This is a genomic window from Pseudomonas sp. TH21, from assembly GCF_016651025.1.
Classification (GTDB): Bacteria; Pseudomonadota; Gammaproteobacteria; order Pseudomonadales; family Pseudomonadaceae; genus Aquipseudomonas; species Aquipseudomonas aylmerensis.
In genome coordinates this window covers 5,993,427-6,020,322 of the sequence record NZ_JAEKEQ010000001.1, presented here as the reverse complement: position 1 = coordinate 6,020,322, position 26,896 = coordinate 5,993,427, and the positions used below count along the sequence as shown (strand labels likewise).

Below are 26,896 nucleotides of genomic sequence, written 5' to 3'. Positions count from 1 at the left end.
TGATTCCAGCAGCCTAATGGGTTGGTCAGTATTTGTCAGTGATGTGAGACGTGGATCATGGGTTTTCGCTGTCTGCTGGTTATCGGCTGTTTATGCTTTGCCTTGATGGCAAACGCCGCCCCTGCGCCCGCGGCCCCACAAGCGCAGTTGAATGCGGCCCAACGCGAATGGCTGGCCCGGCACCCGGAGTTGCGGGTGGGCCTGGTGCTGCAGGCGCCGTACGCACAATACGACCGCCGCCTGCAGCGGTTGTCCGGGGCTAATGTCGAGCTGATGCAATGGCTGGCCAAGGCGCTGAATATCGAACTGACCTGGCGCAACTTCCCCAGCCAGGAGCAGTTGGAGGCGGCCCTGAGCGAAGGCGAAGTGGACATCGCCCCCGGCCTGCAACAGACCCCGGCCGGTTTGCGCCTGTGGCTGTTCACCGATCCCTATATGCGCGTGCCGCAACACATCGTGGGTGTCCGTGACGGTGGCGGGGCGGTCGAACTGGAAAAGCTCGACGAGCAATCGCGTGTCGCGGTGCGCATGCCCAGTGCCGTGGCCGATTACCTGCGCGGTACGTATCCCGGCCTCAATCTGCAAGGTGTGCCCATGGAGCGCCAGGCCCTGCAGTTGCTCGTCAGCCAACAGGCCCGGTATGCCGTGGTGGATGAAGCACAGTTGAGCCGCTTGTCCGGCGAGGCCGAGTTCGCCGGGCTGGCGGTGGTGGGCGACATCGGCCTGCCGCAGTTGCTGCGAGTGGCCACGCGCCGGGATTGGCCGGAGCTGGCCGGCATCATGCAAAGCGCTTTGCGCGCCATCCCCGCCCGTGACCTGGACCAACTGCACAACCGCTGGCTGCAGCCCAAATACCCACGCATGACGGAATCCCCGGGCCTGTGGCAAAACCTCAGTCTGTTGCTGGGGCTGCTCCTGCTCGCCAGCCTGGCCATTGTGTTCTGGCAGCGCCGTCAGCAACGCGTGCTCGAGCAGGGCCTGCTGGCCGCCCGCGAAGAAAGCGCGGCCCGCGCCGCCGGTGCTGAAGCCTTGCGCTTGACGCAGTTCTCCATCGACCAAAGCACCGTTGGCATCCTGTGGGTCAACTGGGACAGCCACGTGCGCTACGCCAACCGCGCGGCCGAAAACATGCTCGGTTATAACGCCGGCGCCCTGATCGAGCGGCCGCTGGCCGACCTCGATCCTTCCCTGGACATGGATCGTTGGCTCAACCTGTGGAAGCGCGCGCGGGCCAGTGAAGACGGGCCACAGAACTTCGCCACCGATTGCCGGCGCGCCGACGGCAGCATCCTGCCGGCGAACGTGTCCCTGAGTTTTCTGCGGTTTGCCGAAGCTGAATACCTGGTGGTCTACCTCAACGATGTCACCGAACTGCGCCGTACCCTGGCCGCCCTGTTGCAAAGTGAAGCGCAGTTGCGCGAGTTGTCGGCCCACCTGGAAACGGTGCGCGAGGAAGAAAAAGCGCGCATCGCCCGCGAAGTCCACGACGAGCTGGGGCAAATGCTCACCGTGCTCAAGCTGGAAACCTCCATGTGTGAATTGGCCTATGCACAGTTGGACCCAGGCCTGCATGAGCGCCTGAACAGCATGAAGCGCCTGATCGCCCAGCTGTTCCAACTGGTGCGGGACGTGGCGACGGCGCTGCGCCCGCCGATCCTGGATGCCGGGATCGCCTCGGCCATCGAGTGGCAGGCGCGGCGCTTTGAAGCGCGCACGCAAATCCCCTGCCTGGTGCAAGTCCCGGAGAACCTGCCGACCCTGAGTGATGCCAAGGCCATCGGCCTGTTCCGGATCCTGCAGGAAGCGCTGACCAATGTGATGCGCCATGCCCAGGCGCATACTGTCGAGCTGACGCTGGTGGTGGAAGGTCCCCACCTGCGGCTGACCATCAGTGATGACGGCGTCGGTTTCGTCCAGTCCAAGGGGCGTCCCGTGTCGTTTGGCCTGGTGGGCATGCGCGAGCGGGTGTTGATCATGGGCGGGCAACTGAGCCTGGACAGCGAGCTGGGGGAGGGCACGACCCTGAGTGTCACGGTGCCGTTGGATGCATAACCCTAAGAGGAAGGCCTTGTGATTCGCGTACTGGTAGCCGAAGACCACACCATCGTTCGAGAAGGCATCAAGCAATTGATCGGCCTGGCCAAAGACCTGCAGGTCGTGGGCGAGGCGAGCAATGGCGAGCAGTTGCTCGAGACCTTGCGCCATGTGCCCTGCGAGGTGGTGTTGCTGGATATCTCGATGCCTGGCGTCAACGGTTTGGAGGCGATTGCGCGGATACGCGCGTTGAGCAATCCGCCGGCAATCCTGGTGCTGTCCATGCACGATGAAGCGCAGATGGCCGCCCGCGCCCTGAAGGTCGGTGCTGCCGGTTACGCAACCAAGGACAGCGACCCGGCGCTGTTGCTCACGGCGATCCGCAAGGTGGCGGCCGGTGGGCGCTACATCGATCCGGACCTGGCGGACCGCATGGTCTTTGAAGTCGGCCTGACGGACGCCCGTCCGCTGCATTCGCTGCTGTCGGAGCGGGAGTTCTCGGTGTTCGAGCGCCTGGCCCAGGGCGCCAATGTCAATGACATCGCCCAGCAGCTGGCGCTGAGCAGCAAGACCATCAGCACCCACAAGGCGCGGCTGATGCAGAAGCTCAATATCACTTCGTTGGCGGAACTGGTGAAGTACGCCATGGAGCACAAGCTTTTGTAGGACGCGGGGTGACGTCTATTCCTTGCCGGCGAAGACGATTCTTCGTACGCATCGCCGGCAAGCCGGGCTTCTACAGGGAAGGGGCGTGTCTGTTTGCGACAGGTGTTTCGCAGGTAGATGCCCATTCTTGCCGCTTGCAGCTCGCATCTTGTCGCAGCACTGTCCTGTCCCCGCCATTCGTGTAGGGCGATCCCTACCCCCAACCTTCCATCCGGCTGATGCGATTCTCTCCTGGCCCCCGATTTCCGGGGTCTAGCGGCTGGACTACGCTTGTGCCACGGCAGTCCAAAACACAAAGGTGCGGGTATGAGCGAGGTGGATTCAAATGATGTGCTGGTCAGCTTTCGTGGCGTGCAGAAGAGCTACGACGGCGAGAACCTGATCGTCAAGGACCTCAACCTGGAGATTCGCAAGGGCGAGTTCCTCACCCTGCTCGGGCCGTCCGGGTCGGGCAAGACCACCAGCCTGATGATGCTCGCCGGCTTTGAAACGCCGACCGCTGGCGAAATCCAACTGGCCGGCCGCTCCATCAACAACGTGCCGCCGCACAAGCGTGATATCGGCATGGTGTTCCAGAACTACGCGTTGTTCCCGCACATGACCGTCGCCGAGAACCTCGCGTTCCCGCTGTCGGTGCGCGGCTTGAGCAAGACCGACATCAGCGAGCGGGTCAAGCGCGTGCTGAATATGGTCCAGCTCGACGCCTTCGCCCAGCGCTACCCGGCGCAACTCTCCGGCGGCCAGCAACAGCGCGTGGCATTGGCCCGGGCGCTGGTGTTCGAGCCGCAACTGGTGTTGATGGACGAACCCCTCGGCGCCCTCGACAAACAACTGCGTGAACACATGCAGATGGAGATCAAGCACCTGCACCAGCGGCTCGGCGTGACCGTGGTGTACGTCACCCACGACCAGGGCGAAGCCTTGACCATGTCTGACCGGGTAGCGGTGTTCCACCAGGGCGAGATCCAGCAGATTGCCGCGCCGCGCACCCTCTATGAAGAGCCGAAGAACACCTTCGTCGCCAACTTCATCGGCGAGAACAATCGCCTCAACGGGCGCCTGCACAGCCATACCGGCGACCGTTGCGTGGTGGAGCTGGCGCGCGGCGAGAAGGTCGAGGCGCTGGCGGTGAACGTCGGCCAGGTCGGCGGCCCGGTGACCCTGTCGGTTCGCCCTGAGCGCGTCAGCCTGAATGGTTCCAGCGAGAGCTGCAGCAACCGTTTCTCCGGGCGGGTGGCGGAGTTCATCTACCTGGGTGACCACGTGCGTGTGCGCCTGGAAGTCTGCGGCAAGACCGATTTTTTTGTGAAACAACCGATCGCCGAGCTGGACCCAGCGTTGGCGGTTGGCGACGTGGTACCGATTGGCTGGCAAGTCGAGCACGTTCGCGCACTCGACCCACTTCTAGAGGCGAATTGATCGCCCCATGGCTTCACCAACCCTGCACGTGGAGAGAACAACAATGTTGAGATCCCTTAAATATTCGGCCCTGGCGATTGGATTGATGGGCGCGACACAGGCCATGGCAGGCCCGGACCTGACGGTCGTGTCCTTCGGCGGCGCGAACAAGGCGGCCCAGGTCAAGGCTTTCTATGCACCGTGGGAAAGTGCCGGCAACGGCAAGATCGTCGCTGGCGAGTACAACGGCGAAATGGCCAAGGTCAAGGCCATGGTCGATACCAAGAGCGTGTCCTGGGACCTGGTGGAAGTCGAATCCCCGGAACTGTCGCGTGGGTGCGACGAAGATATGTTCGAGCCGCTGGACCCGAAACTGTTCGGCAACGCGGGCGACTACGTGAAGGGCGCGATCCAGCCGTGCGGCGTGGGCTTCTTCGTGTGGTCCACCGTATTGGCCTACAACGCCGACAAGCTGGCTTCTGCACCGACCAGTTGGGCAGATTTCTGGGACACCAAGAAATTCCCGGGCAAGCGCGGCCTGCGCAAGGGCGCCAAGTACACCCTGGAATTCGCCTTGATGGCTGATGGGGTTGCACCGAAGGACGTCTACAAAGTGCTGGCCGGCAAGGATGGCCAGGACCGTGCGTTCAAGAAACTCGACGAACTCAAGCCGTCGATCCAGTGGTGGGAAGCCGGTGCACAGCCGCCGCAGTACCTCGCCTCGGGCGACGTGGTGATGAGCTCGGCCTACAACGGTCGCATCGCTGCCGTGCAGAAAGAGAGCAACCTGAAAGTGGTGTGGAACGGCGGCATCTACGACTTCGATGCCTGGGCTATTCCGAAGGGCCTGGCCAAGGATCGCGCGGAAGCGGCGAAGAAATTCATCGCCTTCTCGGTGCAGCCGCAGCAGCAGAAAACCTATTCGGAAAACATCGCTTACGGCCCGGCCAATACCCAAGCCGTACCGTTGCTGGCCAAGGATGTGCTGAAGGATATGCCGACCACGCCAGAGAACATCGCCAACCAGGTGCAGATTGATGTGAGCTTCTGGGCGGACAACGGCGAGCAGTTGGAGCAGCGCTTCAATTCCTGGGCTGCCAAATAACCTGCAACACCGCTGGACCCATGTGCGAACCGGTAAGTGTGGGAGCGGGCTTGCTCGCGAATACGGTGGATCAGTCTCCTCATGGGCTGACTGTCACACCGCATTCGCGAGCCAGCGCGCTCCCACACAAGCCCGCCCCCACATGAAATCTGCTGTGTTGGGCAGAGCGCATTCATTTTCAAGTTCCGGAGTTTGCCATGGTTATCGCCATTCCCAGCCCCACCCTCAAGCAGCGCCTGGCGCGTGCCGAGCGGCTCAATCGCTGGAAGGCGCAGGCCTTGATTGCGCCGCTGGTGCTGTTTTTGCTGCTGGTGTTCCTGGTGCCGATTGTTGCGCTGCTTTACAAAAGCGTCGGCAACCCGGAAGTGGTGGGCGGTTTGCCGCGCACCGTGGTCGCGGTGAAGACCTGGGATGGCCGGGGTTTGCCGGGCGAGCCGGTGTATCAGGCCCTCAGCGAGGACCTGGGCGAAGCGCGTAAAAACCAGACCCTGGGCGACCTGTCCAAGCGCTTGAACATGGAACTGGCCGGCTATCGCAGCCTGCTGACCAAAACCGCGCGGGCGCTGCCGTTCAGCGACGCACCCGCTTCCTATAAAGAAGCGCTGGAAAGCCTCGATGAACGCTGGGGCGACCCGGCGTACTGGCAGGCGATCCGGCGCAATACCAGCAGCCTCACACCGTATTACCTGCTGGCGGCCGTCGATCATCGCATCGACGACCTCGGCGAAGTCGCCCCGGCCACGCCGGACCAGGCGATCTACCTGGACATCTTCGCCCGCACCTTCTGGATGGGCCTGGTGATCACCTTCGTGTGCCTGCTGCTGGCCTATCCCCTGGCCTACCTGCTGGCCAACCTGCCGGCGCGCAAAAGCAACCTGCTGATGATCCTCGTGCTGCTGCCGTTCTGGACCTCGATCCTGGTGCGGGTGGCGGCGTGGATCGTGTTGCTGCAGTCCGGTGGCCTGATCAATAGCGCGTTGATGGGCATGGGCCTGGTCGACAAACCGGTGGAGCTGGTATTCAACCGCACCGGGGTCTACATCTCGATGGTGCACATCCTGCTGCCGTTCATGATCCTGCCGATCTACAGCGTGATGAAGGGTATCTCGCCCACCTATATGCGTGCGGCAATTTCCCTGGGTTGTCACCCATTCGCAAGCTTCTGGCGCGTGTACTTCCCGCAGACCTACGCCGGGGTCGGCGCCGGCTGCCTGCTGGTGTTCATCCTGGCGATTGGTTACTACATCACGCCGGCGCTGCTCGGCAGCCCGAACGACCAGATGGTCAGCTACTTCGTGGCCTTCTACACCAACACGAGCATCAACTGGGGCATGGCGACGGCGCTGGGCGGCTTGCTGCTGCTGGCGACCGTGGTGCTGTACCTGATCTATAACCGGCTGGTGGGCGCCAGTCGCCTGCGCCTGAGCTGAGGAGACCTTGCGATGCTGAGCCCTTATATGTCGCCCGTCGAGCGGGTGTGGTTCTACAGCTTGCGGATTCTCTGCGGCCTGATCCTGCTGTTCTTGATCCTGCCCGTGCTGGTGATCATCCCTCTGTCGTTCAACAGCGGCAGTTTCCTGGTGTACCCGCTGCAGGGTTTTTCGCTGCACTGGTACCAGGACTTCTTCGCCTCGGCCGAATGGATGCGTGCCTTGAAGAACAGCATCATCGTCGCCCCGGCGGCCACGGTGCTGGCCATGGTGTTCGGCACGCTGGCGGCGATTGGCCTGACGCGCGGGAATTTCCCCGGCAAAGCCTTGGTCATGGCCTTGGTGATTTCGCCGATGGTGGTGCCGGTGGTGATCATTGGCGTGGCCAGTTACCTGTTCTTTGCGCCGCTGGGCCTGGGCAACAGTTTCTTCTCGCTGATTGTGGTGCACGCGGTGCTCGGCGTGCCGTTTGTCATCATCACCGTGTCGGCGACGTTGCAGGGGTTCAACCATAATCTGGTGCGGGCGGCTGCCAGTCTGGGCGCTTCGCCATTGACCGCGTTTCGCCGGGTGACCCTGCCGTTGATTGCACCGGGGGTGATCTCCGGCGCGCTGTTCGCCTTCGCCACGTCGTTCGACGAGGTGGTGGTGACGCTGTTCCTCGCCGGCCCCGAGCAAGCGACCCTGCCGCGCCAGATGTTCAGCGGCATCCGCGAGAACCTCAGCCCGACCATTGCTGCGGCGGCGACCTTGTTGATTGCCTTCTCGGTGTTGCTGTTGCTGACATTGGAATGGCTGCGCGGCCGCAGCGAAAAACTGCGTACCGCGCAGGTCTAAACCCAAGCGGAGATCAAAATGTGGGAGCGGGCTTGCTCGCGAGAGCGGTGGATCAGTAAAAGGTCTGTTGACTGACACACCGCTTTCGCGAGCAAGCCCACACACATTGGTTTTGTGTTCATTCAGACCATTCAGTTGCTGAATGGCTGACAACCTATTTCCCTCAGCTACTCTAGTGCCAGCCCATTTCCGAATAAGAGGCCGCGCACATGAGTACTTCCTCATTCAAGATCGCCCACAAACTGCTGACCGGCGCTGGCGCCATCGAACAACTGGCTGCCGAACTCACACGCCTGGATGTGGACAACCCGCTGATCGTTACCGATGCCGCACTGGTCAAGTCCGGCACCGTGGCGCTGGCGCTCGAACACCTTGGTGAGCGCACTTACGAAATCTTCGACCGCGTGCTGCCCGACCCGGAAATCGCCATCGTCGAGGACTGCATGCGCGTGTACCGCGAAGGCGGGCACGATGGCCTGATCGGCGTGGGCGGTGGCAGCGCCATCGACATCGCCAAGAGTGTCGCAGCCTATGCCGGTTACCACGGCGCGCTGGCGGATTTGTTCGGCGTCGACCAGGTGCCGCGCAAGGGCCCGCCGCTGATCGCGATCCCTACCACTGCCGGCACCGGCTCCGAGGTGACCAATGTCGCGATCCTCTCCGACAAGGCCGCGCAGTTGAAGAAAGGCATCGTCAGCGATTACCTGCTGCCGGATGTCGCGTTGATCAGCCCGCAAATGACCTTGACCTGCCCGCGCAGTGTCACCGCGGCCAGTGGTGTGGATGCGCTGGTGCATGCCATCGAGTCCTATTTGTCGCTGAACGCCTCGCCGATCACCGATGCCCTGGCCATTGGCGCGATCAAGCTGATTGCCACGGCGCTGCCCAAGGCCTACGCCAACCCGGCCAACCTGCAGGCCCGCGATGACATGGCCACCGCGAGCCTGATGGCCGGCATGGCATTCGGTAACGCCGGGGTCGGCGCGGTGCACGCATTGGCGTACCCGCTGGGCGGGCGCTTCAATATCGCCCACGGCGTGAGCAACGCCCTGTTGTTGCCGTATGTGATGCACTGGAACAAGCTGGCCTGTGTCGAGCGCATGCAGGACATTGCCCAGGCCATGGGCGTGAATGTGAGCGGGCTCAGCGTCAACGATGCGGCCGACCAGGCAGTCGAGGCGATGACACGCTTGTGCGCTGCCGTGGAGATCCCGGCAGGCCTGCGCAGCTTTGGCGTGCCCGAGGAGGCTATCGCGTCCATGGCCACCGAAGCGGCCGGTATCGAGCGCCTGATGCGCAACAATCCGCGCAAGCTCAGCGCGGCGGATATCGAGAAAATCTATCGGGCTGCGTACTAGCCGTTGAGCCAGGTCACGGTGCGCAGGGCAAAGCATGAGGTATACAATGCGCGCCATCGTGATTTAGCTCAAAAAAGGTGCGTCATGCAGCCCTTCGTCATTGCTCCATCGATTCTCTCCGCCGACTTCGCCCGCCTGGGTGAGGAAGTGGACAAAGTGTTGGCCGCCGGTGCCGACTTCGTGCACTTCGATGTCATGGACAACCACTACGTGCCCAACCTGACCATCGGCCCGATGGTCTGCGCGGCGCTGCGCAAGTACGGCGTCACCGCGCCGATCGACGCGCACCTGATGGTCAGCCCGGTGGACCGCATCGTCGGCGACTTCATCGAGGCCGGCGCCACCTACATCACGTTCCACCCGGAAGCCACGCTGCACGTCGACCGCACCCTGCAACTGATCCGCGAAGGCGGCTGCAAGGCGGGCCTGGTGTTCAACCCGGCGACCCCGCTGAGCGTGCTTGAATACGTGATGGACAAGGTCGACATGGTCTTGCTGATGAGCGTCAACCCAGGCTTCGGCGGGCAGAAGTTCATCCCCGGCACCCTGAACAAACTGCGCGAAGCCCGCGCGCTGATCGATGCCTCGGGCCGCGATATCCGCCTGGAAATCGACGGCGGGGTCAACGTCAACAATATCCGTGAAATCGCAGCAGCAGGCGCCGACACCTTTGTGGCCGGCTCGGCGATCTTCAACGCCCCCGATTACCAGGAAGTCATCGACAAGATGCGTGCAGAACTGGCGCTGGCGCGTCCATGAGCGGCTTCGAGCAGCTGTTTCCCGGCAAGCTGCCACGGCTGGTGATGTTCGATCTGGACGGTACGTTGATCGATTCGGTGCCTGACCTGGCAGCGGCGGTGGACGAGATGCTGCTCAAGCTGGGGCGCAAGCCGGCGGGGATCGAATCGGTGCGCGAGTGGGTCGGCAACGGCGTGCAGATGCTGGTGCGCCGGGCCTTGGCCGATCACATCGATGCCGAAGGCGTCGACGATGTCGAGGCCGAGCACGCCCTGGAACTGTTCAATGCCGCCTATGAAGGCGGCCACGAACTGACCGTGGTCTACCCCGGCGTGCGCGACACGCTCAAATGGCTGAGCAAGCAGGGCGTGGAAATGGCCCTGATCACCAACAAGCCGGAGCGTTTCGTCGCGCCGCTGTTGGACCAGATGAAAATCGGCCGGTATTTCCGCTGGATCATCGGTGGCGATACCTTGCCGCAGAAGAAGCCCGACCCGGCAGCGCTGTTTTTCGTGATGAAAATGGCCAATATCCCGGCCTCCCAGTCGTTGTTTGTCGGCGATTCGCGCAGTGATGTGCTGGCGGCAAAGGCCGCTGGCGTGCAGTGCGTGGCGCTCAGTTACGGCTACAACCATGGCCGGCCGATCGCCGAAGAGTCGCCAGCGCTGGTGATTGATGACCTGCGACTGTTAATCCCCGGTTGCTTGGGAGCGGGCGCTGAGATAACGTTGCCCGACATCGATCCGTCCCCTTCTGGAAATTCCATCGTGGTGGTCACTCGCAAACTCTGGATGAAAGTCATCAAGGCCCTGGCCCGCTGGCGTTGGCGCGCCTGACTGATCCTGGCCGCGCTGCGGCACGTTTGCATACCTGACTGTTAGACCCTCATGCCACGAGGCACATCATGACCCGCGAAGAATTCCTGCGTTTGGCCGCTGCCGGCTATAACCGCATTCCCATGGCCTGCGAAACCCTGGCCGACTTCGATACGCCGCTGTCGATCTACCTGAAACTGGCCGACGAGCCCAACTCCTACCTGCTCGAATCGGTACAGGGCGGCGAGAAGTGGGGCCGCTACTCGATCATCGGCCTGCCGTGCCGCACCGTACTGCGGGTACACGACCATCACGTGAGCATCACCCATGATGGCGTCGAGATCGAAAGCCATGACGTGGAAGACCCGCTGGCGTTCGTCGAAACCTTCAAGGCGCGCTACAACGTGCCGACCATCCCTGGCCTGCCGCGTTTCAACGGCGGCCTGGTGGGGTATTTCGGCTACGACTGCGTGCGCTACGTGGAAAAACGCCTGGGCAAATGCCCGAACCCGGATCCGCTGGGTGTGCCGGACATTCTGTTGATGGTCTCGGATGCGGTGGTGGTGTTCGACAACCTCGCCGGCAAGATGCACGCGATCGTGCTCGCCGACCCGTCCAAGGCCGACGCCTTCGAGCAGGGCCAGGCCAGCCTCGAAGCCCTGCTGGAAAAACTGCGCCAGCCGATCACCCCGCGTCGCGGCCTGGACCTCAGCCGTCCACCGGCAGCCGACCCGATCTTTCGTTCAAGCTTTACTCAGGATGACTACGAGCGCGCGGTCGATACCATCAAGGAATACATCCTCGCCGGTGACTGCATGCAAGTGGTGCCGTCGCAGCGCATGTCCATCGACTTCAAGGCTGCGCCGATCGACCTGTATCGCGCGCTGCGCTGCTTCAACCCGACGCCGTACATGTACTTCTTCAACTTTGGCGACTTCCACGTGGTGGGCAGTTCGCCGGAAGTGCTGGTGCGGGTCGAAGACAACCTGATCACCGTGCGCCCGATCGCCGGCACACGCCCGCGTGGCGCGACCGAAGAAGCCGACCTGGCGCTGGAAGAAGACCTGCTCAGTGACGACAAGGAAATCGCCGAGCACCTGATGCTGATCGACCTGGGCCGCAACGACACCGGGCGTGTGTCGGAAATCGGTTCGGTGAAACTCACCGAGAAGATGGTGATCGAGCGTTACTCGAATGTGATGCACATTGTGTCCAACGTCACCGGTGAGCTGAAAGCCGGCTTGACCGCGATGGACGCGCTGCGTGCGATTCTGCCGGCGGGCACCTTGTCGGGTGCGCCGAAGATCCGCGCGATGGAGATCATCGACGAGCTGGAACCGGTCAAGCGCGGTGTCTACGGCGGCGCCGTGGGTTATTTCGCCTGGAACGGCAACATGGACACCGCCATTGCGATCCGTACGGCGGTGATCAAGGACGGGGAACTGCACGTGCAGGCCGGCGGCGGGATTGTCGCCGACTCGGTGCCGGCCCTCGAATGGGAAGAAACCCTGAACAAGCGCCGCGCGATGTTCCGCGCCGTTGCGCTGGCTGAACAGACCCCCAATTCCTGAGGTTTCCCCCATGTTGCTGATGATTGATAACTACGACTCCTTTACCTACAACGTTGTGCAGTACCTGGGCGAGCTGGGTGCCGAGGTCAAGGTAGTGCGCAACGACGAACTGAGCGTGGCCGAGATCGCTGCCCTGAACCCGGAGCGTATCGTGGTTTCGCCAGGCCCGTGCACGCCGACCGAGGCGGGTATTTCCCTGGATGCAATCCAATATTTCGCCGGCAAGCTGCCGATCCTGGGCGTATGCCTGGGCCACCAGTCCATCGGCCAGGCCTTTGGCGGTGACGTGGTGCGCGCGCGCCAGGTGATGCACGGCAAGACCAGCCCGGTGTTCCATAATGATGTGGGCGTGTTTCACGGCCTCAACCTGCCGGTGACCGTGACCCGCTACCATTCGCTGGTGGTCAAGCGCGAGACCCTGCCGGAATGCCTGGAACTCACCGCCTGGACCCAGCTGGAAGACGGTTCGGTCGACGAGATCATGGGCCTGCGCCACAAGACACTGAATATCGAAGGGGTGCAATTTCACCCCGAATCGATCCTGACCGAGCAGGGCTACGAGCTGTTCGCCAACTTTCTCAAGCAGAGCGGCGGCACGCGCTAAGGACTTTCCATGGATATCAAGACTGCCCTGAGCCGTATCGTCGGCCACCTGGACCTGAGCACCGCTGAAATGAGCGATGTGATGCGCGAGATCATGACCGGTCAATGCACCGACGCGCAGATCGGCGCGTTCATGATGGCCATGCGCATGAAGAGCGAGAGCATCGACGAGATCGTCGGCGCCGTGTCGGTCATGCGCGAGCTGGCGGACAAGGTTGAGCTCAAGACCCTCGATGGCGTGGTCGACGTGGTCGGCACCGGCGGCGACGGTGCGAATATTTTCAACGTGTCGACGGCGTCCTCCTTTGTGGTCGCGGCGGCGGGTTGCACCGTGGCCAAGCACGGCAACCGTGCGGTGTCCGGCAAGAGCGGCAGTGCCGACCTGCTGGAAGCAGCCGGCATCTACCTCAACCTGACCCCGGTACAAGTGGCGCGCTGCATCGACAACGTCGGCATCGGCTTCATGTTTGCCCAGTCCCACCATGGCGCGATGAAGCACGCCGCAGGCCCGCGCAAGGACCTCGGCCTGCGCACCCTGTTCAACATGCTCGGCCCGCTTACGAATCCGGCCGGTGTGAAGCACCAGGTGGTCGGCGTGTTCAGCCAGGCCCTTTGCCGGCCGCTGGCGGAAGTGTTGCAACGCCTGGGCAGCAAGCATGTGCTGGTGGTGCATTCCAAGGACGGCCTGGACGAATTCAGCCTGGCAGCACCGACCTTCGTGGCGGAGTTGAAGGACGACCAGGTCACCGAATACTGGGTCGAGCCTGAAGACTTGGGCATGAAAAGCCAGAGCCTGCACGGCCTGGCGGTGGAAAGCCCGGCGGCATCGCTGGAACTGATTCGCGATGCCCTCGGGCGTCGCAAGACCGAGAACGGTCAAAAAGCGGCGGAAATGATTGTTCTGAATGCTGGCGCGGCACTTTACGCAGCCGACCACGCCTATAGTCTTAAGGAAGGTGTCGCCTTGGCCCACGATGCGCTGCACACTGGTCTGGCTCGCGAGAAGCTCGAAGAACTGGGAGCATTCACCGCAGTATTCAAGATGGAGAATGAAGGATGAGTGTGCCGACCGTTCTGGAAAAGATCCTGGCCCGCAAGGCCGAAGAAGTCGCCGAGCGCCGTGCTCGCGTCAGCCTCGCCGAGCTGGAAAGCCAGGCGAAAATCGCTGACGCACCGCGTGGTTTTGCCAATGCACTGATCAAGCAGGCCAAGGAAAAACAGCCTGCCGTCATTGCTGAAATCAAGAAGGCTTCGCCCAGCAAGGGTGTGATCCGCGAGATCTTCATTCCTGAAGACATTGCCAAGAGCTATGAGAAGGGCGGGGCGACGTGCCTCTCCGTGCTCACCGATATCGATTACTTCCAAGGCAGCGACCTGTTCCTGCAGCAGGCTCGCGCGGCGTGCAAGTTGCCGGTGATCCGCAAGGATTTCATGGTCGACCCGTACCAGATCGTCGAAGCCCGCGCCTTGGGCGCCGACTGCGTGCTGCTGATCGTCTCCGCGCTGGATGATGTGAAGATGGCGGAGCTGGCGGCCGTGGCCAAGAGTGTCGGCCTGGATGTGCTGGTCGAAGTACACGACGGTGATGAGCTGGAACGTGCGCTGAAAACCCTCGACACCCCGCTGGTGGGCGTCAACAACCGTAATCTGCACACCTTCGAAGTCAGCCTGGAAAACACCCTCGACCTGCTGCCGCGGATTCCGCGCGACCGTCTGGTGATTACCGAGAGTGGCATCGTCAACCGTGCCGATGTGGAACTGATGGAAATCAGTGGGGTGTACTCGTTCCTGGTGGGCGAGACCTTCATGCGCGCCGAGAACCCGGGGGCGGAGTTGCAGCGTCTGTTCTTCCCGGAGCGTGGCGTGGCGGTGAGTGGTTCGACCCTCGACTGACTTTCAACGTCGGTAAGTGTGGGGGCTGGCTTTTGTGGGAGCTGGCTTGCCTGCGATAGCGTCACCTTGGTGATATAGATACACCGAGGTGCCTGCATCGCAGGCAAGCCAGCTCCCACATTTGATTCTGTGCTGATCCAGAGAGGTAGGTGTTCGATGACCAAGCCAATGTCGATGACTGTCCAAGCAGGTCTTGCCGCCGAGCAAGACCTCCTGGCGGCCGTTTGCGCGGGTGAGCAGGAATTCGGCCTATTGTTCTGGCAACCCAGCGACCAAGCCCTGGTAATGCCCCGCCGCTTGAGTCGGCTGCCGGCGTTCGAAACCGCCAGCCAGGTCTCGGCGGACGCCGGTTGGCCGGTATTGCTGCGCGAAACCGGCGGCGAGCCGGTGCCGCAATCGAGTGCCACGGTGAATATTGCCCTTGTCTACGCCCCCCCGCGCAGCGAAGGCGATCAAGGCCGCATCGAAACCGGTTACCAGCGTTTATGCCAGCCGATCTGCGATCTGTTGATCGAGTTGGGCGGTGACGCCTCGGTCGGTGAAATCGACGGGGCGTTTTGTGATGGTCGCTATAACGTCAACCTCAACGGTCGCAAGATGGTCGGCACTGCCCAGCGCTGGCGACAAGTCGGCGGTCGTCCGGTGGGGTTGGTGCACGGTGCGCTGTTGCTGGAAAACGATCGCGATGAGTTGATCGCGGCGGTCAATCGCTTCAACCAGGCGTGTGGCCTTGAGCAGCGGGTACGTGCCGACAGCCATATCGCCCTGCACGAAGCCTTCGCCGCGCCGGACGCCATCAGCCGGCTCGACACGTTGTACCGTCAGATGTTGGCCAGCTTCCTGCCGGCTTAACGGGTACCGAACACCACCATCGTCTTGCCTTTGACGTGCACCAGGTTGCGCTCTTCGAGGTCCTTGAGCACCCGTCCGACCATCTCCCGTGAACAGCCGACAATGCGCCCGATTTCCTGGCGCGTGACTTTGATCTGCATGCCGTCGGGATGGGTCATGGCGTCGGGCTGCTTGCACAACTCCAACAGGCAGCGCGCCACGCGGCCGGTGACATCAAAGAACGCCAGGTCGCCGACCTTGCGCGTGGTGTCGCGCAGACGCTGGGCGATTTGCCCGCTGAGGGCGTAGAGAATGTCGGGATCGTGCTGGGCCAGTTCGCGAAATTTGGCGTAACTGATCTCGGCCACTTCGCATTCGACCTTGGCGCGCACCCAGGCACTGCGCTCCTGCTCCTTGCCGGCCTGTTCAAACAGCCCCAGCTCCCCAAAGAAATCCCCGGTGTTCAGGTAGGCGATGATCATTTCACGGCCGTCTTCATCCTCGATCAGGATGGTGACCGAGCCTTTGATAATGAAGAACAGCGTTTCGGAACGCTCGCCGGCGCAGATGATGTTGTGCTTGGCCGGATAGCGCCGGCGCTGGCAGTGCATCAGCAGCTTGTCGAGATTCTTGATCTTGGGTATGGGAGTAAGAGCAACCATGGTTGTATCCCGAAAAGACTGCACGGTGTAGATGGATTTGTTTTTATACCAGCGGTATCGGCATTGATACATGCTGTACAAAGGATGGCAATGCGCCATTGAGTTGGCGCCAGCTTACCAGACACATTCTGTCTCTATTAGCCAAATTAGCCGGGAAATCCTGCTATTGATCGCTTTCATGGGAAACACTGCCGTGATCAGCCCCTGTGCTAAGCTGGCGACCCTTTTTTAGCAGTGGAGTCTGGGCGATGAAGGCACGCATCCAATGGGCGGGCGAAGCCATGTTCCTCGGTGAGTCGGGCAGTGGCCATGTGGTGGTCATGGATGGCCCGCCGGAAGCCGGTGGCCGTAACCTGGGCGTACGCCCGATGGAAATGCTCCTGCTGGGTGTAGGCGGTTGCAGCAATTTCGACGTGGTCAGTATCCTGAAGAAGTCCCGCCAGGCCGTGGAAAGCTGCGAAGCCTTCCTGGAAGCCGAGCGCGCCACTGAAGATCCCAAGGTGTTCACCAAGATCCACATGCACTTTGTGGTCAAGGGGCGGGGGCTGAAGGAAGCCCAGGTCAAGCGGGCCATCGAGCTGTCGGCAGAGAAGTACTGCTCGGCGTCGATCATGCTGGGCGCGGCCGGTGTGGCCATCACCCATGATTACGAAATCATTGAGCTGGGTTGATGGCACAATCTGCTGGCAAAAAGAAAGGGCGCTTTGAAAGCGCCCTTTTTTGCGACTCAGGCTTGATGCAGTCAGATCCGATACGTGCTTTTGGTCATGACCTTGGCCAGCACGCTCATGCCAAACCGCACAGGAGCCGGGAAGCGAAAGCCGCCGGCATCCAGCGCGCTTTCGGCGTGGTGCTCTTCGTCGATGCGCATTTGTTCGAGAATCGCCCGCGACTTTTCGTCTTCGGCCGGCAGTTGCTCAAGGTGCTCATCCAGGTGCTTGCACACCTGATGTTCGGTTGCTGCGACAAAACCCAGGCTGACCTTGTCGCTGATCAGCCCTGCGGCGGCGCCGATGCCAAACGACAAGCCATAAAACAGCGGGTTCAGCACGCTGGGGTGGCTCCCCAACTGGCGGATGCGTTGCTCGCACCAGGCCAGGTGGTCGATTTCTTCCTCGGCGGCATGCTCCATGGCTGCACGCACCTGCGGCAGCTTGGCGGTCAAGGCCTGGCCTTGATACAGCGCCTGGGCACAGACTTCACCGGTATGGTTGATACGCATCAGGCCAGCGACATGGCGGGTATCGGTCTCGCTCATCTGTGCATCGGGCTGCACGATGGCGGGCGACGGGCGATACGGTTGGCCGCTGAAAGGCAGCAGCGTGCGCATGGCCATGTCGGCTTGCAGTAACAGGCGATCAATCGGCGAGTAGTGACGTTGGGTAGTCATGCTGACCTCCGGGAAGAATCTCGGCGGCCAGTTTACCGCAAGAGAGGGGGGAGCGTTTGCGCTGAGTCAATTTGCCCTTGTGGCGAGGGAGCTTGCTGCCGTTCGACTACGAAGCAGTCGCAAGCTCCAACGGGGAATCAGCCCGGCGGCCAGTTCATCTGGCGCTGACCCAGCACATGCATATGGATGTGATAAACGGTCTGTCCGCCTTTCGGGTTGCAGTTCATCACCACCCGGAAGCCTTCTTCGCAGCCTTGCTCCACCGCCAGGCGCTGGGCAGTGAACAGAATATGGCCAGCCAGGGCCTTGTCTTCCTCAGTCAGGTCGTTGAGGGTGGGAATGTGTTTCTTCGGGATCACCAGGAAATGCACGGGGGCTGCCGGGTGGATGTCCTTGAAGGCAAGGACTTGATCATCTTCGTAGATGATATCCGCGGGTATTTCTCTGTTGATGATCTTGGTGAACAGAGTATCCACAGCTGTTTCTCCATTATGAAAGTGCAGGGTGAGTGTACTCAGGCAATCAGCGCGGGCAATAGGCCTTGTTGATGGCCCCGGCGATCTTGCGGGTGAGCCAGCGCGGGCTGAAACGCGGGCTGAAGGCGATCCAGCGGTTGCGTCGGCCGGGAATGATGATGGCTTTGTTCTTTTCCAGCGCACGCACGGTGTAAAGCGCAACTTCTTCCGGGCTCATCAGCTTGTCGCTGCCCTCGAGCTTGGCCGTGTCCATTTGCGCGGTGCCGTAGAACGCGGTACGCGTCGGGCCCGGGCAGAGTACCGAAACCTTGATGCCGCAGGTCTTGAGTTCTTCACGCAGTCCTTCGGAGAAGTGCAGTACATAGGCCTTGCTGGCGTAATAGCTGCTCATCCACGGGCCGGGTTGGAACGCTGCAACCGAGGCAACGTTGAGGATCTGCCCGCCGCCATGCAGCGCCATGGCATTGCCAAGGGCGTGACACATGCGGGTCAGGGCCAGGATGTTGACTTCGATCAGATCCTGCTCGGTCATCCAGTCCTGGGCCAGGAATGGGCCGCTGGTGCCGATGCCGGCGCAGTTCACCAGCAAATCGATCTGCCGCTCGCCTTCTTCCAGCTCCAGCAGGAACCCGGACAAGCGCAGTGGCTCGCCCAGGTCGCAGGCGCGAAACAGCACTTCGACGCCAAAGCGTTGAGTCAATTCGATTGCAATGCTTTCCAACTGATCACGCTGGCGGGCCACCAGAATCAAGCTGCGGCCGCGACGGGCAAGGGCTTCGGCCAAGGCCAGGCCGATGCCGCTGGAGGCACCGGTGATCAGAGCGTAACGGGTCATGCCTTTCTCCATCGCAACGCCCCCGGCCTGTGACGGAGGCATCACAGGCGGCGGGCGTTTCTTTACTGTTCTGGAGAGTCTACAGGTTCGGCCGCTTCGTCAGCACTTTGCGCGTCGTCTTCCTCGACAGTGGCGGCTTGATCGGCGTCGTCATCGGAGGTGATGGAGCTGCTTTCGTAGCTGCTGTCCATGTTGGCTTCGAGCTGGTCCAGGTAACCGTTCATGCCCAGCGTGACGACGATGGCCAGCACCACCGGGATAAACGCCAGCCACAACGTGGCGAGGACTTTTACCGCCGTGGAGTTGCGCGGAGGCGGTGCGCCGTATTGGTTGGCGCCCGCATTACCTGGCAATACCAGCAGCAGGATCGGGAAGACGCTGTTCACCAGAGGTACGAGGTTCAGAAAGTACAGCCAGCCGGACCATCCCAGGTCGTGCAGGCGCTGCACACCGATTTGCACGCTGACCCACACCAGCGCAACGAACAATGCCAGGCCGAGCACCACGCCAATGAGGGTGCCCAATACTGGCGAGGCCGTGGCTACCGCGAAACTGACGGTGCTGATAATGCCGCCAGCCACCAGCAGCGCGAGAGTCAGTACCAGCGTCCAGGCCAGATACCGCAGACGGCCAATGCGCCCGTGGATGGTAAAGACCTTGAGGGTGGCGTATTCCGGCAGTTCATCGCCCACGGTGGCGCGTGGCGGGGCGTAAGGTGAGGCCGCCGGGCGCGAGTAATCGGTGTTGGAGGACTCCGTCTCGTGGGTTTCGGCGAGGCTGAAGGCCACTGGTTGTTCGGGTTCGATGCGCGCATCCACCCCGGCGTTTTTCAGCGCAGTGAGGTAGGTTTCGGCATCCGGACGGGATAGATCGCGTTTGAGTGCAACCGGGCGGCCAGTGAAGAGTTTCTCGATGGCTTCGACTTCACTCTTGAACAGCTCGGCCAGGTTCAGTTTGGCCGTGGTGCTTTCGACACCCGGGAGCAAGGCTCCATCAAACACAATCTTGAAACGGTTGTCGCTCATGCGGGCTTCCTTGTCACTTGTTCAGGGAGGTGGTGCAGGCTTGCCGGATGGGCAGGCCTTGCGATGGGTTCAGCGTGGCCAGCGCAATTGTGCCGCCTGCTCGCGCGCCTTGCGGTATTCGGCATCCAGGCGGGCAACGAGTTCATCGACGCTGGGCAAATCGTCAATCTCTCCGACACCCTGGCCGGCAGACCATACCGTCTTCCAGGCTTTCGCTTCGTCGCTCAACGGCTTGAGCTTGGAGCCGAAGTTGACTTCGCCCTTGCCTTGCAGCGCAGCCAGGTCGAAACCGGCGTTTTCCAGGCTCTTGCGCATGAAGCTGGCAGGCACGCCGGAGACAGCGGGAGTGTGCACGATGTCGGCGGCGCGCGATGTGAGCAGCATCTCTTTATAGGCATCCGGGGCGTGGCTTTCGGTGGTGCCGATAAAGCGCGTGCCGAAATATGCCAGGTCTGCGCCCAGCAACTGGGCTGCGAGGATTTCATGTCCATGGTTGAGGCAGCCGGCCAGCAGCAGGGTCTTGTCGAAGAACTGGCGAATCTCGGCGATCAGCGCGAATGGGCTCCAGGTGCCTGCATGACCACCGGCTCCGGCGGCTACGGCAATCAAGCCATCCACGCCGGCTTCAGCGGCCTTTTCGGCATGGCGCCGGGTCGTGACATCGTGGAACACCAAGCCACCGTAGCTGTGGACGGCATCCACCAGCTCCTTCACTGCACCGAGGCTGGTGATGACGATGGGCACCTTGTGCTCGACGCAGATGGCCAGGTCAGCCTCAAGCCGTGGGTTGCTGTTATGCACGATCAGGTTGACGGCATACGGCGCGGGATTGTCCAGCTGCGCCAGGCCCGCTTCGATTTCCTCCAGCCAAGCCTTGAAGCCGCTGCTCTCGCGCTGATTGAGCGCCGGAAAGCTGCCGACCACCCCGTTGCGACAGCACGCCAGGACCAGTTGCGGGTTGGAAATCAGAAACATCGGCGCAGCGACGACCGGCAGGCGCAGACGTTGTTCAAGCAAAGCGGGCAGCGACATTGGAGGTACCCCGAGTAATTGAAATTAGAACGGTTTGACTACGACCAAAATTACGATAGCCAGCAATATCAGAACGGGCACTTCATTGAACCAGCGATAAAAGACATGGCTGCGGGTGTTTTCGCCACGGGCGAAGCGTTTTACCTGCGCGCCGCACATGTGGTGGTAGCCGATCAGCAACACCACCAGGGTGAGCTTGGCGTGGATCCAGGCGCCGGATTTAAAGATCGCAGGGTTGAGCGCAATCAGCCAGATGCCGAATACCAGGCTGGCGACCATCGCCGGGCCCATGATGCCGCGGTAGAGCTTGCGCTCCATGATGCTGAAGCGTTCCTTGCTGACGGTGTCTTCGCTTTGGGCGTGGTAGACAAACAGGCGTGGCAGGTAGAACAACCCGGCAAACCAGCAGACGATGCTGACGATGTGGAAGGCTTTGATCCATAGATAGAGCATTTCTAGTTATTCCCAGGTTCACGGTAACTGAAGATAGTAGTGGCTCATGCGCCCGTACGTCACGTTGACGGTTGTCGCAGGACGATACGGCCCCTATTATCGACGGCTTTCCAGTGGGTTCGTTGAGGGCAGGTTTATGGTCAAGGTCGGTATCGTCGGCGGCACGGGTTACACCGGTGTCGAATTGCTGCGTCTGTTGGCTCAGCATCCGCAAGCTGAGGTGGTGGTCATCACTTCCCGATCCGAGGCCGGACTGGCCGTGGCCGATATGTACCCGAACCTGCGCGGCCACTATGACGGCCTGGCGTTCAGCGTTCCGGACATCAAGACACTGGGCGCCTGCGATGTGGTGTTCTTTGCCACTCCTCACGGCGTTGCTCACGCGTTGGCTGGCGAATTGCTGGCTGCGGGCACCAAGGTGATCGACTTGTCGGCGGACTTTCGCCTGCAGGATGCCGATGAGTGGGCCAAGTGGTACGGCCAGCCCCACGGTGCGCCGCAATTGCTGGAGGAAGCGGTCTACGGCCTGCCGGAAGTCAATCGTGAGCAGATCAAGCAAGCGCGCCTGATCGCGGTACCGGGGTGCTATCCCACCGCCACGCAGTTGGGTTTCCTGCCATTGCTGGAAGCGGGCCTGGCGGATGCTTCGCGCCTGATCGCGGACTGCAAGTCGGGTGTGAGTGGCGCCGGTCGTGGTGCGGCTGTGGGTTCGCTGTACTCCGAGACGTCGGAAAGCATGAAGGCATACGCGGTAAAAGGGCATCGCCATCTGCCGGAAATCCGCCAAGGGCTGCGCCGTGCCGCAGGTAAGGAGGTGGGCCTGACTTTCGTGCCGCATCTGACGCCGATGATCCGTGGCATTCACTCCACACTCTACGCAACCGTGGTCGATCGGTCGGTGGATCTGCAGGCATTGTTTGAAAAGCGCTACGCCAATGAACCGTTCGTCGACGTAATGCCGGCCGGCAGCCACCCGGAAACCCGTAGCGTGCGCGGCGCCAACGTGTGCCGGATTGCCGTGCACCGTCCTCAGGATGGCGACCTGGTCGTGGTGCTGTCGGTGATCGACAACCTGGTCAAGGGTGCGTCGGGCCAGGCGGTGCAGAACATGAACATCCTGTTTGGCCTGGATGAGAAGCTGGGCTTGTCCCACGCGGGCATGCTGCCTTAAAAACAGCTTCAAGGTGTAAGTGGCAAGCTCGAAGCTCATGGCTTGAAGCTTGCCACTGCTCCCATAATAGTTGACCGCTTTTCTAGGAGAAGCGGATAATGCCGGCCATTACGCATATGGCGGCGCTACGCCGGGAGATTATCAGCATGAGCGTTGAATCCTTCACCCCCACGGCTTTGCAATTCACCCACGGTGCTGCGCACAAGGTGAAGAGCCTGGTCGATGAAGAGGGTAATGATCGCTTGAAGCTGCGCGTATTCGTTACGGGCGGCGGTTGTTCAGGGTTTCAGTACGGTTTTACCTTCGATGAAGATGTGGCCGATGACGACACCATCGTCGAGCGCGAGGGCGTGAGCCTGGTCGTGGATCCGATGAGCTTCCAATACCTGGCAGGTGCCGAGGTGGATTACCAGGAAGGTCTGGAGGGGTCGCGTTTCGTGATCAAGAACCCTAACGCTACCACTACCTGTGGTTGCGGGTCTTCGTTCTCGATCTGATCGACGTCCTGGTCTGCAACGGATACAAAAACGCCGCTTGGCTTTGATCGGCCAAGCGGCGTTTTGCTGTCTGGGTATTGTTACGCGGGGTAAATGGCACCCAGTACCCGCAGTCCGCGTGCACCGGTGACGCTCGGGCGGTTGGCGGCAATGCCTGCCAGGCAGCAATGGGCCAGCCAGGCGAAGGCCATCGCTTCGACCCAGTCGGGGTCTACACCGAAAGTGGCAGTACTGCTGACCTGGGTCGCAGGGAGCAGCGCGGCCAGCCGCTTCATCAGTGTGCCATTGTGGGCGCCGCCGCCACAGACCAGCAGGGTCTCTGTCTGGGCCTGTGCAGCCTGCAAGGACTCGACGATGGTCTGGGCCGTCAGTTCCAGCAGGGTAGCCTGGACATTTTGGGGCTCGAACACGGGCAAGCGTGCGAGGTGTCGTTGCAGCCACTCGAGGTTGAACACTTCGCGCCCGGTGCTTTTCGGGCCTTGGGTCTGGAAGAAGGGATCGGCCAGCAGCGCGTTGAGCAACTGGGGTTCTACCTTGCCGCTGGCAGACCACTGGCCGTCGCGATCAAAGTGTTCGCCGCGCTGCAGGTGAATCCAGGCGTCCAACAAGACGTTACCCGGGCCGCAGTCGAAACCGGCGACAGGCTTGCCGGTCTCGATCAGGCTGAGATTGCTGAAGCCTCCCACATTCAATACGGCACGGTTGCCGGTGCGTTCACCAAACAATGCCTCATGAAACGCGGGCACCAATGGCGCGCCCTGGCCGCCGGCAGCCACATCGCGGCTGCGAAAGTCACTGACAACCGTGATGCCTGTCAGCTCTGTGAGTAGAGCAGGGTTGCCAATCTGCACCGTAAAACCCCGAGCGGGTTCGTGGCGGATGGTCTGGCCATGGCTGCCAATCGCGCGGATGTCCTGGGGCTTGAGGTTTTGCTGCTCGAGCAAGGCGTGAATGCCTTGCGCGGCGAGTTCTACCCAGTGCTGCTGGGCGATGGCCGAGCGCGCTATCTCATCCGGGCCGCTGGCGCAAAGACCCAGCAGCTCGGTGCGCAGGGCGCTGGGCATGGGGATGTAGTGCGTGGCGATCAGTTTGATCGCCGGGTCTTGTTCGATCAGGGCTATGTCCAGGCCATCAAGGCTGGTCCCGGACATCACACCTATATAGCGTGGCATGGCTTAGCGCTTCGCCGAGGCGAGCAGGGTGGAGCGCTCCTGGTCCATGCGCGCCATCAGCGGCTGGCTTTGTTGCAGGAAGCGGGCGCGCTCGGCCTTGGCGATCGGGTCGGCCATTGGCAGTTTCTGGCCCAGTGGATCGACGTGCACGCCATTCACCTGGAACTCGTAGTGCAAGTGCGGGCCGGTCGACAGGCCTGTGGTGCCGATGTAGCCGATCACCTGGCCTTGCTTGACATTACTGCCGGTCGACACGCCCTTGGCGAAGCCCTGCATGTGGCCATACAGCGTGCGGTAGGTATTGCCGTGCTGGATGATCACGGTATTGCCGTAACCGCCGCGACGTCCGGCCAGCAGCACCTTGCCGTCACCGGCTGCCTTGATGGGCGTGCCGCGCGGGGCTGCATAGTCCACGCCCTTGTGAGCGCGAATTTTGTTCAGAATTGGATGCTTGCGACCCATGGAGAAACGCGAGCTAATACGAGCGAAGTCTACCGGGGTGCGGATGAAGGCCTTGCGCATGCTATTGCCATCGGCGGTGTAGTAGCTGCTGTTGCCTTGCTTGTTGGTGTAGCGCACGGCGGTGTAGGTCTTGCCGCGGTTGGTGAAGCGCGCGGAGAGAATATTGCCGGTACCGACCACTTTGCCGTTGGCGACTTTCTGCTCGTAGATCACGTCGAATTCGTCGCCCTGGCGGATGTCCTGGGCGAAGTCGATGTCGTAGCCAAACACGCTGGCCATGTCCATGGTCATGCTGTGAGACAAGCCGGCGCGCGCGGCGGATTGTGACAGCGAGCTGTTGATCACGCCGTGGACGTAGGCGGAGCGCATCACCGGCTTGGTGGTAATGCGGTTGAAGGCGAAGCCTTTGGCACCCTTGGTCAGGGTGATGCTTTCAAGGTCGCTGACATTACTGTGCAGGTTGTTCAGCTGGCCATCGGGAGTGAATTCAAATTCAAGCTTTTGGCCATGTTTGAGCTGGGTGAATTGCTTGGCTTGTTTGTCGCTGGCCAGTACCTCGTTAACGGTAGTGGCAGGGAGGCCGACTTTCCCGAACAGGGTCGACAGGGTGTCGCCCTTGGTCACGATCACTTCGCGGTGCAGAGGGTTCTTGGCCGTGTCAGCAGCAGGTACAGGCTGGTCCTGGGTTGCCTGCTGGGTGTCTTCGGGGCTGCTTTCTATCTGTGCGAACGGCGATTCGGTTGGCGCATTTGTGGCTTGTTGTGCGTCGGAAGCGTCTTGATCTTGTGTGAGTTGTTCAACCGGGCTTTCCAGGTCAAGGCTCAGGGATGTTCGTTTGGCTTCTACGTCACTGGAAGGGAATACCAGGAGTGCCAGGCTGAGAAGGGCGGCGATACCACTTGCTGCGAGCAGGTGGGTCTTCGGGTAAAGCGGCGGCGCTTTAGACGGTTCTGTGGTCATAAGTAATTTTGACTTTGAAGATGAAATGGAAAAGATGAATGACATGATGAAGATGAAATAACTGTATAAAATATAACCAAATCATCTGTGGCGCAAGCTCGCGAACGCTGGGCTTGCTGAACGGTGTCCGTGCGCAGGGCAAAACTTGTAATTAGTCCCTGATCTTGTATGGTTGGTTCCCTTTTGAATCTGAGCCTTGCGGGTCTGTTATGAAGTCGGTTGAAGAGCAGCTAGCGCTGATAAAACGTGGTGCGGAAGAACTGTTGGTCGAGGCCGAGCTGATCGAAAAGCTCAAGCGTGGCCAGCCCCTGCGTATCAAGGCTGGCTTTGATCCGACGGCGCCGGATCTGCACCTGGGGCATACCGTGCTTATTAATAAGCTGCGCCAGTTCCAGGAGCTGGGGCACCAGGTCATCTTCCTTATAGGTGACTTCACCGGGATGATCGGTGATCCGAGCGGTAAGAGTGCAACGCGTCCGCCGCTGACGCGCGAGCAGGTTCTCGACAATGCCGAGACCTACAAGACTCAGGTGTTCAAGATTCTCGATCCGGCGAAAACCGAGGTGGCGTTCAACTCCACCTGGATGGATCAGATGGGCCCGGCGGATTTCATTCGCCTGACCTCGCAGTACACCGTGGCGCGCATGCTTGAGCGCGATGACTTCGACAAGCGTTACTCGACAAATCAGCCGATCGCCATTCATGAGTTCCTATATCCGCTGGTTCAGGGCTATGACTCGGTAGCGTTGCGTGCCGACGTTGAGTTGGGCGGCACTGACCAGAAGTTCAACCTGTTGATGGGGCGTGAACTGCAGCGTGCTTATGGGCAGGAGGCCCAGTGCATTCTGACCATGCCGTTGCTGGAAGGGTTGGATGGCGTCAAGAAGATGTCCAAGTCCCTGGGCAATTATGTCGGCATCCAGGAAGCGCCGGGCGTGATGTACGGCAAGCTGGTTTCCATTCCCGACGCGCTGATGTGGCGCTACTTCGAGCTGTTGAGCTTCCGCTCCATGGATGAGATCAATGCCCTGCGCGCCGATGTCGAGGCGGGTGCCAATCCGCGTGACGTTAAGATCAAGCTGGCTGAAGAGATCGTTGCGCGCTTCCATGGTGAAGAGGCGGCGGCCAGTGCGCATCGCGCGGCGGGCAATCGCATGAAGGATGGCGAGCTGCCGGATGATCTGCCGGAGATTGAGCTGTCTGCCGCTGAGGCGATGCCGATTGCTGCCGTGCTTAATAAGGCAGGCCTGGTCAAGAACTCGGCGGTTGCGCGTGACCTCCTGGGTTCCGGTGGTGTGCGTATAGATGGTGAGGTTGTCGATCGCACCTTTATATACGCGCTGGGCGCTACCCACGTCTGCCAGGCCGGGAAGAAGGCATTTGCGCGTATCACGCTCAAATCCGAATAAACCTGAAATTAAGTGTTGACGGCGAATTATATCTGTCTATAATTCGCCCCACTTCCGGCGTAGTCGAAACGGA

Annotated in this window: 27 protein-coding genes; 18 read left to right on the top strand and 9 right to left on the bottom strand. The window is 61.2% G+C overall.

From position 1 onward, the window contains the following. The first annotated feature begins 57 nt into the window (after positions 1–57). The 14 genes from JFU04_RS26765 to JFU04_RS26700 all read left to right on the top strand — a co-directional run bounded on the left by JFU04_RS26765 (position 58) and on the right by JFU04_RS26700 (position 15,300). A complete protein-coding gene (locus JFU04_RS26765) occupies positions 58–2,052 on the top strand; it encodes a PAS domain-containing sensor histidine kinase (protein WP_201145994.1) in 1,995 nt (664 codons plus the stop codon). Between the two features lie 18 nt (positions 2,053–2,070). Further along, positions 2,071–2,700: a response regulator gene (locus JFU04_RS26760; RefSeq protein ID WP_065904613.1), complete on the top strand. Its 630-nt coding sequence runs from the start codon at positions 2,071–2,073 to the stop codon at positions 2,698–2,700. A gap of 306 nt (positions 2,701–3,006) precedes the next feature. Further along, the gene (locus JFU04_RS26755; protein ID WP_065904611.1) at positions 3,007–4,119 is read left to right on the top strand and encodes an ABC transporter ATP-binding protein; all 1,113 of its coding nucleotides are present in this window, start codon (positions 3,007–3,009) and stop codon (positions 4,117–4,119) included. A gap of 43 nt (positions 4,120–4,162) precedes the next feature. Further along, positions 4,163–5,203, top strand: coding sequence for an ABC transporter substrate-binding protein (locus JFU04_RS26750; RefSeq protein WP_106802479.1), 1,041 nt, complete (start codon positions 4,163–4,165; stop codon positions 5,201–5,203). A gap of 197 nt (positions 5,204–5,400) precedes the next feature. Next, positions 5,401–6,633 (top strand): ABC transporter permease, encoded by a 1,233-nt coding sequence (locus JFU04_RS26745; protein ID WP_065904609.1) that lies wholly within the window; start codon positions 5,401–5,403, stop codon positions 6,631–6,633. Positions 6,634–6,645: 12 nt separating this feature from the next. After that, on the top strand, positions 6,646–7,470 hold the full coding sequence (locus JFU04_RS26740; RefSeq protein ID WP_017739612.1) for an ABC transporter permease: 825 nt from the start codon (positions 6,646–6,648) through the stop codon (positions 7,468–7,470). A gap of 209 nt (positions 7,471–7,679) precedes the next feature. Further along, entirely contained in the window at positions 7,680–8,828 is a 1,149-nt protein-coding gene (locus JFU04_RS26735; RefSeq protein ID WP_120450178.1) for an iron-containing alcohol dehydrogenase, read from the top strand. An 84-nt stretch (positions 8,829–8,912) separates the two neighbouring features. Beyond that, positions 8,913–9,587, top strand: coding sequence for a ribulose-phosphate 3-epimerase (rpe, locus tag JFU04_RS26730; RefSeq protein WP_065904606.1), 675 nt, complete (start codon positions 8,913–8,915; stop codon positions 9,585–9,587). Beyond that, positions 9,584–10,402: a phosphoglycolate phosphatase gene (locus tag JFU04_RS26725; RefSeq protein ID WP_201145993.1), complete on the top strand. Its 819-nt coding sequence runs from the start codon at positions 9,584–9,586 to the stop codon at positions 10,400–10,402. The genes rpe and JFU04_RS26725 overlap by 4 nt, the downstream gene beginning before the upstream one ends. A 68-nt stretch (positions 10,403–10,470) precedes the next feature. Beyond that, positions 10,471–11,952: an anthranilate synthase component I gene (gene trpE, locus JFU04_RS26720; protein WP_065904602.1), complete on the top strand. Its 1,482-nt coding sequence runs from the start codon at positions 10,471–10,473 to the stop codon at positions 11,950–11,952. A gap of 10 nt (positions 11,953–11,962) precedes the next feature. Then, positions 11,963–12,556, top strand: coding sequence for an aminodeoxychorismate/anthranilate synthase component II (locus JFU04_RS26715; protein WP_201145992.1), 594 nt, complete (start codon positions 11,963–11,965; stop codon positions 12,554–12,556). A gap of 9 nt (positions 12,557–12,565) precedes the next feature. Next, positions 12,566–13,615, top strand: coding sequence for an anthranilate phosphoribosyltransferase (gene trpD / locus JFU04_RS26710; protein ID WP_065904599.1), 1,050 nt, complete (start codon positions 12,566–12,568; stop codon positions 13,613–13,615). Then, positions 13,612–14,448 (top strand): indole-3-glycerol phosphate synthase TrpC, encoded by an 837-nt coding sequence (gene trpC / locus JFU04_RS26705; protein ID WP_065904597.1) that lies wholly within the window; start codon positions 13,612–13,614, stop codon positions 14,446–14,448. Before trpD ends, trpC begins: the two co-directional genes overlap by 4 nt. 156 nt (positions 14,449–14,604) lie before the next feature. After that, complete coding sequence (locus JFU04_RS26700; protein WP_120450174.1) at positions 14,605–15,300, top strand: lipoate--protein ligase family protein; 696 nt, start codon at positions 14,605–14,607, stop codon at positions 15,298–15,300. Here the strand turns inward: JFU04_RS26700 and crp are convergent. Then, the gene (crp, locus tag JFU04_RS26695; protein WP_065904593.1) at positions 15,297–15,941 is read right to left on the bottom strand and encodes a cAMP-activated global transcriptional regulator CRP; all 645 of its coding nucleotides are present in this window, start codon (positions 15,939–15,941) and stop codon (positions 15,297–15,299) included. The two genes, JFU04_RS26700 and crp, sit on opposite strands and share 4 nt — an antisense overlap. A 248-nt stretch (positions 15,942–16,189) precedes the next feature. On the opposite strand from crp, the gene JFU04_RS26690 reads away from it, so the two are divergent. Then, on the top strand, positions 16,190–16,612 hold the full coding sequence (locus JFU04_RS26690; RefSeq protein WP_003176451.1) for an OsmC family protein: 423 nt from the start codon (positions 16,190–16,192) through the stop codon (positions 16,610–16,612). A 71-nt stretch (positions 16,613–16,683) separates the two neighbouring features. Here JFU04_RS26690 and coq7 read toward each other — a convergent pair whose 3' ends face one another. From coq7 to hemJ, 6 genes are all read right to left on the bottom strand, one after another. Further along, a complete protein-coding gene (gene coq7, locus JFU04_RS26685) occupies positions 16,684–17,331 on the bottom strand; it encodes a 2-polyprenyl-3-methyl-6-methoxy-1,4-benzoquinone monooxygenase (protein ID WP_017138087.1) in 648 nt (215 codons plus the stop codon). Positions 17,332–17,468: 137 nt separating this feature from the next. Then, positions 17,469–17,807: a histidine triad nucleotide-binding protein gene (locus JFU04_RS26680; RefSeq protein WP_010206940.1), complete on the bottom strand. Its 339-nt coding sequence runs from the start codon at positions 17,805–17,807 to the stop codon at positions 17,469–17,471. Between the two features lie 46 nt (positions 17,808–17,853). Next, a complete protein-coding gene (locus JFU04_RS26675) occupies positions 17,854–18,642 on the bottom strand; it encodes an SDR family NAD(P)-dependent oxidoreductase (protein ID WP_065904592.1) in 789 nt (262 codons plus the stop codon). Between the two features lie 62 nt (positions 18,643–18,704). After that, positions 18,705–19,667, bottom strand: coding sequence for a DUF805 domain-containing protein (locus JFU04_RS26670; RefSeq protein WP_201145991.1), 963 nt, complete (start codon positions 19,665–19,667; stop codon positions 18,705–18,707). Between the two features lie 69 nt (positions 19,668–19,736). Next, positions 19,737–20,699, bottom strand: coding sequence for an NAD(P)H-dependent flavin oxidoreductase (locus tag JFU04_RS26665; protein ID WP_201145990.1), 963 nt, complete (start codon positions 20,697–20,699; stop codon positions 19,737–19,739). A gap of 24 nt (positions 20,700–20,723) precedes the next feature. Continuing rightward, the gene (gene hemJ, locus JFU04_RS26660) at positions 20,724–21,152 is read right to left on the bottom strand and encodes a protoporphyrinogen oxidase HemJ (protein WP_106802486.1); all 429 of its coding nucleotides are present in this window, start codon (positions 21,150–21,152) and stop codon (positions 20,724–20,726) included. Between the two features lie 136 nt (positions 21,153–21,288). On the opposite strand from hemJ, the gene argC reads away from it, so the two are divergent. Together argC and erpA are read left to right on the top strand one after the other, a co-directional pair. After that, positions 21,289–22,323 carry an N-acetyl-gamma-glutamyl-phosphate reductase gene (gene argC, locus JFU04_RS26655; protein WP_106802487.1) on the top strand — a complete coding sequence of 345 codons (1,035 nt, stop codon included), beginning with the start codon at positions 21,289–21,291 and terminating at the stop codon, positions 22,321–22,323. Between the two features lie 146 nt (positions 22,324–22,469). Then, positions 22,470–22,820, top strand: coding sequence for an iron-sulfur cluster insertion protein ErpA (gene erpA / locus JFU04_RS26650; protein ID WP_003176443.1), 351 nt, complete (start codon positions 22,470–22,472; stop codon positions 22,818–22,820). A gap of 80 nt (positions 22,821–22,900) precedes the next feature. On the opposite strand, the gene JFU04_RS26645 is transcribed toward erpA, so the two are convergent. Both JFU04_RS26645 and JFU04_RS26640 read right to left on the bottom strand, forming a co-directional pair. Then, positions 22,901–23,992 (bottom strand): anhydro-N-acetylmuramic acid kinase, encoded by a 1,092-nt coding sequence (locus tag JFU04_RS26645; RefSeq protein WP_201145989.1) that lies wholly within the window; start codon positions 23,990–23,992, stop codon positions 22,901–22,903. A 3-nt stretch (positions 23,993–23,995) separates the two neighbouring features. After that, positions 23,996–25,414 carry a peptidoglycan DD-metalloendopeptidase family protein gene (locus JFU04_RS26640; protein ID WP_201145988.1) on the bottom strand — a complete coding sequence of 473 codons (1,419 nt, stop codon included), beginning with the start codon at positions 25,412–25,414 and terminating at the stop codon, positions 23,996–23,998. A gap of 209 nt (positions 25,415–25,623) precedes the next feature. Here JFU04_RS26640 and tyrS point away from each other — a divergent pair, with 209 nt between their 5' ends. Next, positions 25,624–26,823 (top strand): tyrosine--tRNA ligase, encoded by a 1,200-nt coding sequence (gene tyrS / locus JFU04_RS26635; protein ID WP_065904579.1) that lies wholly within the window; start codon positions 25,624–25,626, stop codon positions 26,821–26,823. Positions 26,824–26,896 lie beyond the last annotated feature (73 nt).